Raw genomic sequence first — 12,601 nt, 5'->3', positions numbered from 1 at the left:
CCACCACGAGGTGACGGCGTCTTGTTTGTCGCTCAGAATGGCCCCCGATCGTGCCCCCCGCTTTCGCGGGCGATCAGACGGTCTTGCCGGCCTTGAGCATGTAACCGAAGCCCCGCTTGGTCTGGATCAGGGGTTCGGAAGAATGCGGGTCGATCTTGCGGCGCAGGTAGGAGATGTAGCTCTCGACGATGCCGGCGTCGCCGTTGAAGTCGTACTCCCAGACGTGATCGAGGATCTGCGCCTTCGACAGCACGCGGTTCGGGTTGAGCATCAGGTAGCGCAGCAGCTTGAACTCGGTCGGGCTGAGGTCGATCGACACATCGCCGATCGTGACGTCGTGGGTGTCCTGGTCCATCGTGAGTTCACCGGCGCGGATGACCGACTCCTCGTCGGCCTGCATCGTGCGACGCAGGATCGCCTGGATGCGCGCGACGATCTCGTCGAGGCTGAAAGGCTTCGTGACGTAGTCGTCTCCGCCCGCGTTGAGGCCGGTGATCTTGTCTTCGGTCTCGTCCTTCGCGGTGAGGAACAGGATCGGCGCCGTGTAACCGGCGCCGCGAAGTCGCTTGGTGACGCTGAAGCCGTTCATGTCGGGGAGCATCACGTCGAGCACGATGAGGTCTGGTTCTTCCTCGAGCACGGCCGAGATGGTCTGCGCGCCGTTGGCGACGGCCCTGACCTGGAACCCGGCGAAGCGCAGGCTCGTGATGAGCAGGTCGCGGATGTTCGGTTCGTCGTCCACGACGAGGATGCGCGGTGCGTTCATGCGCTCATTATCGCCATTTCAGCCATGGATGCGCTGAACACCGCGCGGTACGGCGCTCAGGCGGCCGGGGTGAGGATGCTGTCGGCGTCGAGGATCGTGTAGGCGTAGCCCTGCTCAGCGAGGAAGCGCTGCCGGTTCTGCGCGAAGTCCTGATCGACCGTGTCGCGCGCGATGAGCGTGTAGAAGCTGGCGGTGTTGCCCGACTTCTTGGGGCGCAACAGACGGCCCAGGCGCTGAGCCTCTTCTTGACGGGAGCCGAACGAACCCGAGACCTGAATGGCGACGGATGCTTCGGGGAGGTCGATCGAGAAGTTCGCGACCTTCGACACCACGAGCACCCTGATGTCTCCGACGCGGAAGGCTTGGAAGAGTTCTTCACGCTCGGGGATGGGCGTCGCGCCGGTGATCTTCGGGGCGCCGAGCGATTCTGCGAGCAGATCGATCTGATCGAGATACTGGCCGATCACGAGAATGCGCTCGCCGGAGTGCCGGTCGACCAGGCCACGCACGACGTCGATCTTCGCAGGAGCTGTCGCCGCCAGGCGGTAGCGGTCTTCGTCGGCTGCCGCGGCGTACTCCATGCGGTCTCCGGCCGGCAGATCGACGCGCACCTCGTAGCAGGCGGCGGGTGAGATGAAGCCCTGGGCCTCGATCTCTTTCCACGGCGCGTCGAAGCGCTTGGGGCCGATGAGGCTGAAGACATCTCCCTCGCGCCCGTCCTCGCGAACGAGGGTGGCGGTGAGCCCCAGGCGTCGCCGCGCCTGCAGGTCGGCGGTGAGTTTGAATACCGGGGCAGGGAGAAGGTGCACCTCGTCGTAGACGACCAGGCCCCAGTCGAGCGCATCGAGGAGGGCCAGATGCGCGTACTGCCCGCCCCGCTTCGCGGTGAGGATCTGGTAGGTCGCGATCGTGACCGGCTTGACCTCTTTCGCCTGACCGGAGTACTCGCCGATCTCGTCGGCGGTCAGCGAGGTGCGACGCAGCAGCTCGTCGCGCCACTGCCGTGCGCTGACGGTGTTCGTGACGAGGATGAGCGTCGTGGTCTTCGTCTCGGCCATCGCCGCCGCGCCGACGAGGGTCTTGCCCGCCCCGCAGGGCAGCACGACCACGCCGGAGCCGCCCTCGACGAAGATGTCGACCGCCTGCCGCTGGTAGGGGCGAAGCGTCCATCCGTCTTCGGCGAGCTCGATCTCGTGCGGTGTTCCCGGGGTGTAGCCGGCGAGGTCTTCGGCGGGCCAGCCGATCTTCAGCAGTTCCTGCTTGATGTGACCGCGCGCCCAGGCGTCGACCGCGAACGAGTCGGGGGACGGGCGCCCGAGCAGGAGCGGCTGGATGCGCTTGTTCCGAGCGACTTCGGCGAGCACGGCCGCATCCGTCGACCGGAGCACGAGCGCACCCTCGGCGTCGCGTTCAATGACGAGGCGCCCGTAGCGGTTCACCGTTTCGCTGATGTCGATCGACACCGATGCGGGCACCGGGAAGCGCGACCACCGCTCGAGGGTGGCGAGCATGTCGTCGGCACCGTGACCGGCGGCGCGGGCATTCCAGAGCCCGAGCCGCGTGATCCGGTAGGTGTGGATGTGCTCGGGGGCGCGCTCGAGTTCGGCGAAGATCGCCAACTCGTGGCGGGCGCTCTCCGCATCCGGGTGCGCGACTTCGAGGAGGACCGTGCGGTCGCTCTGAACGATGAGTGGGCCGTCAGCCATAGGTGCCTATTCTACGGGGCCGTGCGATCGACGAGGGCGCCGCGGGTGCCCGATCACAAGACCGGGTGCACGCTCACGATGCTCCGCAGAGGCAGCGTACGTTCGACGTCGGCACCTCGGTCGCGGCCCCGCAGACGCCCGCCGCCGAGACCCGTCGCCTCGAGGCGGAAGGTGCGTGTGCTGCCATCGGGCAGGCTCACGACGACATCGACGACGGCGCGGGCGCGCACGGCCTGGTCGAGCTCGCGCTCGAGCCACGCGGCATCGCCGTCGGAACCGCCGGAGCGCAACCGCGCGAGGAGGGCCGCGTACTTCTGGGTCGCAGGCTCCGCGATCGGGTCTTCGGCGATGCGCGAGCGATCGAGGGTGCGCGTCGAACCCGCGCCGTCGACGGCGATGACGGGATACCGCGCGTCGGCCAGGGCCCAATAGACGCTGTCGACGGGAACACGCGAGATGAGATCGTCGGTCTCGCGCTGAAGCCCGAGGGAGCGCAGAGCCTGATCGACGGCGATCGTCGCGATCGCGGCCGGGTCATCGCTCGTGACGCGGGTGAGCCCGGCGTCGTCGTCGCGTCCGACGCGGATCTGCCCGTGCCGGGCGGCGGTGCTCTCGATGACGTAGGCGAGGGGCTGGGGGAGACCGGTCAACGACACCGACTCGAGGAACTCGCGCAGCGACTCCGCCGTTTCGCCGGCCGTGATCGCGGCACCGATCGTGGACGCCGTGAACCGGTAGCTCGTCGCCTGAGCGCGCGACTCCCGGTTGGCCATCGTGCGCAGCCGCACGTCGAGTTCGGGGGCGAGCGGGCCTGGCGCGATCGCGGTCAGGTCGTTCTGGAGGTAGAGGCGGTCGACCTCGGTCGGCAGCATCTTCGCCCAGACGTCGGCGTCGACGCCTTCGCCCCGGGCGAGAGGGGTGACCCACGTCGGCTCCGCCCCCAGCGGGGTGAACAGCCCCCATGCGACCCATCGCCGCCGCCACTGCTCGGCAGAGGCGGGCCACGAGCGGAGGAAGGGGTAGGCGGAGGGCCACTCCGCGGCCGAGATCCATCCGCCGCCGGGCGAGCGCAGGCCCTCGGGCAGGGCGTCGCGCAACCTCAGTGCGAGCGTCTCCCACCGCACGGCCGTCGTCGCGTGCAGCCATTCGCGGGCGGAGCGCGTGACCAGCCAGGTGCGCTCGCGACCGACGAGGAGCCCCCCGGCTTCGGCCACCTCGATGAGCGGGTCGGCGTCTTCGGCGTGGGCGATCGCCCCGGCTTCGACCAGGCGACGGCGGTCGACCGCGCCCAGCGTTCCGGATCCGATGCGACCGAGCGGCGCTTCGAGGCAGAGGAGGAGAACGTCGGCGAGGGATGCTGCCGACGTGAACGCGCGCTCGGCCGCGGCGGCGTCATCGTCGGGCGTCGATGCCGGTCTCGCGGCGATGGGCGGATCGGTGATCGGAAGACGCTCGCGGACGGCGTCGCCGACCGCCTGGAACACTTCGCCGTCGGCTGTGGCGAGCGCTCGGGCGGCGAGATCTGCGCGCGCCGACTCCGCCACGGGAGTCCCGGTGGTCACCGCGGTCGTCAGTGCGTACGCCGCGGCGGCGGGCAGCGCGTCGAGCGCCCGACCGACAGCGGTGGGTTCGAGCAGCGCTTCGGCCGCGTCGTACAGATCGCGCCAGGTCGCGGTGGGCGAGACGCCCCGGACGGCGAAGAGTTGCGCGAACTCCGCGTCGCCGCGGTCGGTGAGGGTCGACGCGAGCGCGCGCTGGTCGGAGGCGGCGGCCATGGTCAATGACCCTTGTTGGCCCGAGCCCTCCGCAGGAAGCTCATCACCAACAAGACGACGATCAGCACGAATCCGAGCGGAAGCGCGATATTCGGGAGGAGGAGGATGAGCGGCCAGAGGCCCTCGCCGTAGTTGGTCACTCCCAGCGGGCGGGAGAAGATCGCCGCGAAGACGCAGAGGATCGACACCACGATCAGGCCCAGCGACATGAAGGTGAGGAAACGGTCGATACGGCGCACCGGCATCTCGTCACGCGCTGGAGGACTCATCCGGCCCAGCGTAGCGCCTGGCGGGCGTGTCGTAGGCTGGGGCGAGGGGCTCGCCTGCCCCGATCCCACCGTCCGTGCGCTGCACGGACTCCCGAACTCCCGCGAGGTTGTGCCAGATGCCCACCGGCAAAGTCAGGTTCTACGACGAGGAGAAGGGGTTCGGCTTCATCACGACCGATGACGGCCAGGACGTCTTCTTGCACGCCACGGCGCTGCCCGACGGTACCCCCGCCCTCAAGGCCGGCGCCCGGCTGGAATTCGGTGTCGCCGACGGCAAGCGCGGCCTTCAGGCGCTCTCGGTGCGCGTTCTCGATGCCCCGCCGAGCCTCGCGAAACGTGCTCGCACGCCCGCCGACGACATGGCGATCATCGTGGAAGACCTCGTCAAGCTCCTCGACGGCATCGGCGGCGACCTGCGTCGCGGTCGTTACCCGAACGGTGCGCACTCGAAGAAGATCGCGGCTGTGCTGCGCAAGGTAGCCGATGACTTCGACGCCTGAGTCCGTAGACGCCGACCTGCTGGCCGCGCGAGACCTCGCCGTGGTCGCCCTCAGCGAGGTGACGCCGGCGCACACGATCGGCGAACCCGCCGGCTACACCGTCGAAGAGGGTGGAGCGGTCTCGCTGCGTTTCGCCAACACGCTGCCGGGCTACCCCGGCTGGTTCTGGACCGTCACGGTGGATCGCGTCGAGGGCGAAGCCCCGACCGTGCTCGAGGTCGAGTTGCTTCCCGGCGACGGCGCCCTGCTCGCGCCCGACTGGGTGCCGTGGGACGAACGGCTGGCCGATTACCAGGCCGCTCAGACGGCGCTCGCGGAGGCCGCCGAGTCGGGGGACGACGACGACCTCGACGACGATGACGACTTCGATGACGACGACGAAGACGCGGCCGTGAGTCGCACTCATGCCGGTGACGTCGACGGCGTCGACATCGACCAGCTCGACGACAACGCCCCCGACGACGAGTTCGACGGCGACGCGCCGGAGTTGGAAGAGCCCGCGCTCGACGACGACGAGCGCTGACGTCTCCGCAGCATCCGCCCGTCTGAATCGGCGCGGCGTCTGATACTCAGCGCGCCGCGCCGATCGTCAGACGCCCGGTCGATCTGTCGACTCGGCGCTGTCAGAGCCGTTCGACGAGGTAGTCGATCGAGCGGATGAGCTGACGCACATCGTCGGGCTCGATCGACACGAAGGTGGCGACGCGCAGCTGGTTGCGACCGAGCTTGCGGTAGGGCTCGGTGTCGACGATGCCGTTCGCGCGGAGGCCCTGCGCGATCGCTGCGGCATTGATGTTCTCGTCGAAGTCGATCGTCACCACCACGGGCGAACGGTCTGCGGCGTCGGCGACGAACGGTGTCGCGAACGTCGATCCCTGAGCCCAGGAGTACAGCGCGCCCGACGACTCGCGCGTGCGGGCGTCTGCCCAGGTGAGACCGCCGTTGCCGAGGATCCAGGACAACTGATCGTCGAGCAGCAGCAGGGTCGTGAGTGCGGGGGTGTTCAGCGTCTGCTGGAGGCGCGAGTTGTCGAGGGCGTTCTTCAGGCTCAAGAACTCGGGAATGTAGCGACCGGATGCGGCGACCCGCTCGATCCGCTCGATGGCGGCGGGCGAGACGACGGCGAACCAGAGTCCGCCGTCGGAGCCGAGGTTCTTCTGCGGGGCGAAGTAATAGACGTCGGTCTCGAGGACGTCGAAGTCGATGCCGCCGGCGGCGCTGGTCGCATCGATGACCGTGAGTGCACCGGCATCACCCGCGACGCGGGCGATCGCCGTGGCGACACCCGTAGACGTCTCGTTGTGGGGCCAGGCATACACATCGACGCCTTCGACGGCCTCGGCGACGACGCTCGAGCCGGGCTCGGCCTTGCGCACGTCGGGTGCCTCGAGCCACGGGGTCTTCGCGGCGGCGGCGAACTTGCCGCCGAACTCGCCGAAAACGAGGTTCTGGCTGCGGGACTCGATGAGACCGAAGGCCGCGGCGTCCCAGAACGCGGTCGACCCGCCGTTGCCGACGATCACCTCGTACCCGTCGGGGAGGCGGAACAGCTCGGCCAGCTGCGCGCGGACGCCGGCGACGAGATTCTTCACCGGTGCCTGGCGGTGCGAGGTGCCCAGGATCCCCGCGCCGCGGGTCACGAGGGCTTCGAGCTGCGCCCCGCGGATCTTCGACGGCCCGCAGCCGAATCGACCGTCGGTGGGCAGGAGATCCTTCGGCAGTTCCACGTGCGACATGGCTCGATTGTATGGTCAGCCGCCCGCACGGCCCGTCCGCCCCCGGCCCGGTGTCCGGGCCAGCGGATAGGCTGGAGTGCCCCCTTCGCACGGCTGAGGACCCCATGACAGATCTCATCGACACCACCGAGATGTATCTCCGCACGATCCTCGAACTCGAGGAGGAGAACATCGTTCCTCTGCGCGCGCGCATCTCGGAACGACTCGGTCATTCCGGCCCCACCGTCTCGCAGACGGTCGGACGCATGGAGCGCGACGGTCTGGTGGTCGTCTCCGAAGATCGTCGTCTCGAATTGACCGGCTCCGGGCGCCAGAAGGCGGTCGACGTGATGCGCAAGCACCGTCTCGCCGAGCGTCTGCTCAGCGACGTGATCGGGCTCGACTGGGCCTACGTGCACGAAGAGGCCTGCCGGTGGGAGCACGTCATGAGCGAGCAGGTCGAGCGACGCCTCGTCGAACTGCTGGGCCACCCGACCGAGTCGCCCTACGGAAACCCGATTCCCGGGTTGGATCAGCTCGGCGATCACCCGGCGAACACCTTCGAGCAGGGCGTCGTCGGCCTCGTCCGCAAGCTGACAGACGAGGGCGGCCCGATCACCGGCACCGTCCGGCGCTTGGCAGAGCCGGCGCAGGTCGACCCCGAGCTGCTCCAGCAGCTCAAAGAAGCGGGTGTGATGCCCGGTGCAACCGGGAGCTACCGGTTCAACGAGGGGTACGTCCTCGTCGAGATGGACGGCTCCTTCGAAGGCCTCGAGCTTCCCGTCGAGGTCGCCTCGCACATCTTCCTCGTCGACGCGCGCTGATCCTCCCCGCGCCCGCTCCGGGGGAGTTATCCACCGCCGGCCGGCCCTCGGCGTGACTTATTCGTTACCTTCCGGTAGCGTGACTTTCGTCCACAGGCGAGAAGCCCGCCAACGGACCCCTCGCAGATTGCCTCATCGGCTCGTCGTCCGCAGAGGGTGAACCCGCACATCGTGCCCCACACCGAGTGTCGACGAGTCAGCGTTCCCACGCAGAGGCGCCGGAGGAAAAGTTTGGCTGAACCAACCCATTCGGACGCGTCTGCACCCGAGCAAGACGTGACCGATCTCACCCGCAGGAACCGCGATCGACGGCACCCCCGCTCACGACCACCGCGGGCAACGCCGCGGACCGTCGCGAAGTCGGCTCCCGCCACCGCGCCCCGTTCCGTGCGCGCCCAGGTCAAGCCGGTCCGCACCGTTGTGATCCTGACGATGGTCGTCGGCCTGATCGCGACCGTCGCTCTGCCGGCCTACGCGGCCTGGCGGCCCACCGCCGAGGCCAAGACCTTGCAGCAGATGGCGGCAGACGATGCGCAGTCGCTCGTCGTGGCCTCCGACGTCACCGCGGTGCAGCTCGACCGCAGCAGCTACTCGGCGACCACGGCAGAAGAGATCGAGAAGAAGAAGGCGGCCGAAGCGGCTGCCGAGCGCGCTCGACAGATCGCCGCGCGGGTCACCACCACCACTTCCAGCTCCACCCCGTTCTCGACCCCGGTCGATCTCACGATGACCGCCCCCGGCTCCGGCGAGGTGCGCTGGCCGCTTTCGGGCTTCACCAAGGGTCGTGGCCTGGGCGACTCCGGTTACCACCAGGGCGTCGACCTCCTCGCACCCGGCGGCACCCCGTTGTTCGCCGCCGCGGCGGGCGTCGTGCGTGTCTCGCAAGAGAGCTTCGGCGGCTACGGCGTCGCCGTCACGATCGACCACGTCATCGACGGCCAGCGGGTCAGCACCCTCTACGGCCATATGACCTACGGCAGCCGTCAGGTCGTCTCGGGCCAGACGGTCGAAGCCGGGCAGATCATCGGTCTCGTCGGCAGCACCGGCAGCTCGACGGCGAACCACCTGCACTTCGAGGTGCACATCAACAACGCCGTGGTCGACCCGTGGGCCTGGCTCGAGCAGAACGCCAGCTGACACCCTTCGAACATCACGGGCGGCGTGCCGGAGAATTCGTTCTCCGACACGCCGCCTTTTGTTTCCCTTTCCGGCGACCCGCGGGTGCGCGGGGGTGGGTTACCCTTTCTTCGACGCTGAGAGAAGCGGAGGAAGCCGATGGGCGCAACACCACGTATCCGAACCATGGATGCGCTCGGTCTGCTCGTCCTTCGGCATCGTGAGATCGGATGCTGCGGCGTAGCCGCAGTTGCCTGGCGCTGTCTGTGAAGACAGCGCCTTTTTCATACCCTCCGCAGACACACGCGTCGCACGTCGAATAACCCGGGAAGCCGTCCCGGACCGTTCGAGAGGATGCCGAAATGCGCACTCTGGTACTGAACGCGGGCTACGAGCCGCTCGCGGTCGTGTCGTTCAAGCGAGCCCTCGTGCTCGTGATGAGCGAGAAAGCCACCGTCATCGAGCACGTCGAGGGCGAGCCGGTGTGGGGGAGCACCGGCCACTGGGATCGCCCGGCCGTCATCGTGCTCTCGAGATACGTGCGGGTACCGGGCTCGCGCCGTGTGCCGGTCACGCGGCGAGGGGTGCTGCGTCGAGACGCCCATCGCTGCGCGTATTGCGGCAAGGCGGCCTCGACCATCGACCACGTGATGCCGCGCTCCCGCGGGGGCAAAGACACCTGGGAGAACCTCGTGGCGTGCTGTCTGGTGTGCAACAACGTCAAGAGCGACCGCACGCCTCAGGAGATGCACTGGGAGCTGCGTCTCGTGCCCCAGGCGCCTCGGGGCTCGCAGTGGACCGTGCGCGGCACCGAGCGCGCCGACCCGCGCTGGGAGCCGTATCTGGCGCTCGCCGCCTGAGTCGCGCGCTGTCGCCGGCATGTGATGTGCTGGGGTGATGCCACGTGCCCTTCTCGTCATCGACATGCAGCGGGGGTTCGACGACCTCGATTTCTGGGGACCGACGACCAACCCCGACTGCGAACGCCACGTCGCCGCACTCGTCTCGGAATGGGAGAGGGCCGGCGAGCCGCTGGTGGTCGTCCGCCACGATTCGGAGTCTGCGGCTTCGCCGCTTCATCCGGATGCAGACGGGAATGCGCTGATCGATGCGGTCGCCGCCGCGTCGCCGTCGGTGCTCGTGACCAAGCACGTCAATTCCGCGTTCTACGGAGAACCCGATCTGCACGCATGGCTGCAGGAACGCGGCATCCGTTCGGTGGTGATCTGCGGCATCCAGACCAACATGTGCGTCGAGACCACCGCGCGGATGGCGGGAAACCTCGGCTACGACGTGACCGTCGCGCTCGACGCGACCCGTACTTTCGATCTCGTCTCCGAGATCTCCGGTCTCGGGCGCGTGGAGCGTTCCGCCGCTGACCTCATGGCGGCGACGGCTCTGGTGCTGCAGGGCGGGGGTTTCGCGCGGATCGAGACCACCTCGGAGATTCTGGCGAGTATCGAACATAACTGACGAATAACCCCGATATCCGATGTCGGAGGTCGTTCATACGCTCATCTCATCTTGATCCGCTAGAACATTAGTTCTAGCCTGAGTCGATGAGGGCGATGATGGCGACGAGCGCCGAGGCGGTGAACGACATCCACGAGCTGCGTGCGCAGCTCGAGCGGATGCAGGGCCGTCGGCTCGATGCGCCGGTGCTGCCGACACACCCGGCCTTCACTTCGCTTTTGCCCGGCGGTGGCCTGCGGCCCGGCGCGGCCTATTCGCTCAGCCCGTCTGCGTCATTGCTTCTGGCGCTCATGGCGCGTCCCTCTCAAGACGGAGCGTGGTGCGGTGCGGTCGGCATGCCCGAGCTCGGCGCCGAGGCGGCCGAGCGTTACGGCCTCGACCTCGAGCGGCTGGTGTTCGTTCCGGACCCCGGGCCCCGGTGGCTGGCGGTCACCGCGACGATTGCAGAGGTACTGCCGGTGGTCGCCGTGCGCCCGCCCTCGCGGGTATCCGAGAAAGAGGTGGCACGGCTGGCTGCGCGGCTGCGCGATCGGGGTTCGGTGCTTCTCGTGCAGGGTGCCTGGCCGCAGGCCGAAGCCACCATCGATGTCACCGACTCGCGATGGGCGGGCCTCGGCAACGGTCACGGCTACCTGGCGGGGCGCGAACTCACCGTATCGGTGACGCATCGGCGATCCCCGGGGGCGAGGCGTGCGCGCATGCTGCTGCCCGCTGCAGACGGCACGGTGAGCCTCGTGGGTCAGGTCGGCGAGCAGCCGCGGCTGCGGGCGCTCCCCGACGAGTACGAAACGGCGGTGGCCGGCTGATGAACGCACCGCCCCGTAGCCCAGAGAGAGCGTCGGCGCCCCGCACCGAGAGATCGCCCACGCGCAGCCTCGTGCTCTGGTTTCCCGACTGGCCCGTCACGGCTTATCTGCGAGAGCCGTCGGCGACGGCCGCGGCGAAAGCGGGGGCTCCCACCGCCGTGTTCGAACGCAACGTCGTCATCGCATGTTCGTCGGCTGCACGTGATCAGGGAGTGCGGCGCGGGCAGCGCCGTCGAGACGCGCAGGCGGTGTGTCCTCGGCTGGTGGTCATCGCGGCCGACGATGCCCGAGACCATCGGGCTTTCTCGCCGGTGGTGACGCAGATCGAGCAGCTCGCCCCCGGCGTGCAGATCGTGCGCGCCGGGCTCTGCGCGTTGCGCGCACGCGGGCCGGCGCGCTACTACGGCGGTGAGGCGGAGGCTGCGCACGTGCTGCTCGCCGTCCTCGCCGAGCAGGGCATCACGGGTGTTCGGGTCGGTGTGGCAGACGGGCCGTTCGCCGCGGAGCAGGCCGCACGTGCTGCTCGCGCCGACGCGCCGGTGCGGGTGGTGCCCGAAGGAGAATCGGCGAGTTTTCTCGCCCCCCTGCCGATCTCCGTGATCGATGCCTCTCCGGGGATGCCGTCTGCGGCCGCGGGCGGTGAGCTCGCCGGGCTCCTCTCGCGACTCGGCGTGCACACCCTCGGTGGGTTCGCCGCGATGGAGGTCGATCGGGTGCGGGAGCGGTTCAGCGAACCGGGGGTGCGAAAGCACGCGCTCGCCTCGGGCCGTGACTCCCATCCCGTTCAGCCGCGCACGCCCCCGCCCGAACTGCATCGGTCGGTCGCCTTCGAGCCGCCCCTCGAGCTCGCCGAGCAGATCGCCTTCGGCATGCGGATCGCCGCCGACGAGTTCGTCGCGGGCCTCGGAGCCGTCGATCTCGTCTGCACCGAACTGCGCGTCGAACTCACCGGCGATCGCGGCGAACGCAGCGAGAGGGTGTGGCTGCACCCTGCGTCCTTCGACGCGGCCGCCGTCGTCGACCGGGTGCGGTGGCAGCTCGCCGCCCTCCGTGAGGCACAGGGCACTTTCGGCAGTGGTGTCACCGGAGTACGGATCTCTCCCGAGGCGGTCGACGAAGCATCCCATCACGTCCGAGGGCTGTTCGGTGCAGGACCCGACGAACGCGTGCACCACGCCCTGTCGCGCGTGCAGGCGATGCTCGGGCATCGCAGCGTCGTCACACCGGTCATCGGTGGGGGCCGCTGGCTGGCCGAGCGCCAGGTGCCGGTGCCGTGGGGTGACCGGGCGGTGACCGCGAAAGAGCGCTCACGGCCGTGGCCGGGCAGTCTTCCCGATCCGTTGCCCGCGACGGTGTTCCCCGAGCCGCGCCTGGTCGAGGTGACCGACATCGCCGGGTCTGTGGTGTCGGTGGGGGAGCGCGAGGTGCTGAGCGCACCCCCGGCGCACCTCGAGGCGGCGGGGCGACGGCGCCGCATCGATGCGTGGGCGGGTCCGTGGCCGATCAGCGAACGCAGATGGGATCCCCTCCGCGGGCGGCGGGCGCACCGGTTTCAGATCGTCGACGCCGAGGGGGCCGCGTGGCTCCTGATCTGCGAAGCGGGCGAGTGGAGAGCAGAGGGACGCTATGACTGACCCCCGCGAATCGCGCG

General features: G+C 69.0%; 13 protein-coding genes. 8 read left to right on the top strand and 5 right to left on the bottom strand.

Annotation, left to right across the window (positions count from 1 at the left end; all coding sequences use genetic code 11):
- Window positions 1–73: 73 nt before the first annotated feature.
- The 4 genes from ACFXQA_RS01410 to ACFXQA_RS01395 are packed head-to-tail and all read right to left on the bottom strand — an operon-like array spanning window position 74 to window position 4,516.
- Entirely contained in the window at window positions 74–766 is a 693-nt protein-coding gene (locus tag ACFXQA_RS01410; RefSeq protein WP_394518002.1) for a response regulator transcription factor, read from the bottom strand.
- A gap of 56 nt (window positions 767–822) precedes the next feature.
- Entirely contained in the window at window positions 823–2,472 is a 1,650-nt protein-coding gene (locus ACFXQA_RS01405; RefSeq protein ID WP_394518001.1) for a DNA repair helicase XPB, read from the bottom strand.
- A gap of 53 nt (window positions 2,473–2,525) precedes the next feature.
- Entirely contained in the window at window positions 2,526–4,247 is a 1,722-nt protein-coding gene (locus ACFXQA_RS01400; RefSeq protein WP_394518000.1) for a helicase-associated domain-containing protein, read from the bottom strand.
- A 2-nt stretch (window positions 4,248–4,249) separates the two neighbouring features.
- Entirely contained in the window at window positions 4,250–4,516 is a 267-nt protein-coding gene (locus ACFXQA_RS01395; protein ID WP_394517999.1) for a multidrug ABC transporter ATPase, read from the bottom strand.
- 116 nt (window positions 4,517–4,632) lie between these two features.
- On the opposite strand from ACFXQA_RS01395, the gene ACFXQA_RS01390 reads away from it, so the two are divergent.
- Both ACFXQA_RS01390 and ACFXQA_RS01385 read left to right on the top strand, forming a co-directional pair.
- A complete protein-coding gene (locus ACFXQA_RS01390) occupies window positions 4,633–5,016 on the top strand; it encodes a cold-shock protein (RefSeq protein ID WP_394517998.1) in 384 nt (127 codons plus the stop codon).
- On the top strand, window positions 5,000–5,539 hold the full coding sequence (locus ACFXQA_RS01385) for a DUF3027 domain-containing protein (RefSeq protein ID WP_394517997.1): 540 nt from the start codon (window positions 5,000–5,002) through the stop codon (window positions 5,537–5,539). The genes ACFXQA_RS01390 and ACFXQA_RS01385 overlap by 17 nt, the downstream gene beginning before the upstream one ends.
- A 100-nt stretch (window positions 5,540–5,639) precedes the next feature.
- Here ACFXQA_RS01385 and serC read toward each other — a convergent pair whose 3' ends face one another.
- Window positions 5,640–6,752: a phosphoserine transaminase gene (serC, locus tag ACFXQA_RS01380; RefSeq protein WP_394517996.1), complete on the bottom strand. Its 1,113-nt coding sequence runs from the start codon at window positions 6,750–6,752 to the stop codon at window positions 5,640–5,642.
- A gap of 104 nt (window positions 6,753–6,856) precedes the next feature.
- Between serC and ACFXQA_RS01375 the strand changes: the two genes are divergently transcribed.
- The 6 genes from ACFXQA_RS01375 to ACFXQA_RS01350 all read left to right on the top strand — a co-directional run bounded on the left by ACFXQA_RS01375 (window position 6,857) and on the right by ACFXQA_RS01350 (window position 12,584).
- Window positions 6,857–7,555: an iron-dependent transcriptional repressor DtxR gene (locus ACFXQA_RS01375; RefSeq protein WP_394517995.1), complete on the top strand. Its 699-nt coding sequence runs from the start codon at window positions 6,857–6,859 to the stop codon at window positions 7,553–7,555.
- Window positions 7,556–7,942: 387 nt separating this feature from the next.
- Complete coding sequence (locus ACFXQA_RS01370; protein WP_394517994.1) at window positions 7,943–8,692, top strand: M23 family metallopeptidase; 750 nt, start codon at window positions 7,943–7,945, stop codon at window positions 8,690–8,692.
- Window positions 8,693–9,033: 341 nt separating this feature from the next.
- Window positions 9,034–9,531, top strand: a complete 498-nt coding sequence (locus ACFXQA_RS01365) for an HNH endonuclease (RefSeq protein ID WP_394517993.1) — start codon at window positions 9,034–9,036, stop codon at window positions 9,529–9,531.
- A 37-nt stretch (window positions 9,532–9,568) separates the two neighbouring features.
- Window positions 9,569–10,144, top strand: coding sequence for a cysteine hydrolase family protein (locus ACFXQA_RS01360; protein WP_394517992.1), 576 nt, complete (start codon window positions 9,569–9,571; stop codon window positions 10,142–10,144).
- Between the two features lie 86 nt (window positions 10,145–10,230).
- Entirely contained in the window at window positions 10,231–10,950 is a 720-nt protein-coding gene (locus ACFXQA_RS01355) for a hypothetical protein (protein ID WP_394517991.1), read from the top strand.
- Window positions 10,950–12,584, top strand: a complete 1,635-nt coding sequence (locus ACFXQA_RS01350; protein WP_394517990.1) for a DNA polymerase Y family protein — start codon at window positions 10,950–10,952, stop codon at window positions 12,582–12,584. Before ACFXQA_RS01355 ends, ACFXQA_RS01350 begins: the two co-directional genes overlap by 1 nt.
- Window positions 12,585–12,601: the final 17 nt, after the last annotated feature.

The sequence above is a fragment of the Microbacterium shimangi genome (assembly GCF_043556445.1).
In the GTDB taxonomy this organism is placed as follows: Bacteria; Actinomycetota; Actinomycetes; order Actinomycetales; family Microbacteriaceae; genus Microbacterium.
This window is presented reverse-complemented; position numbering and strand designations above follow the sequence as displayed.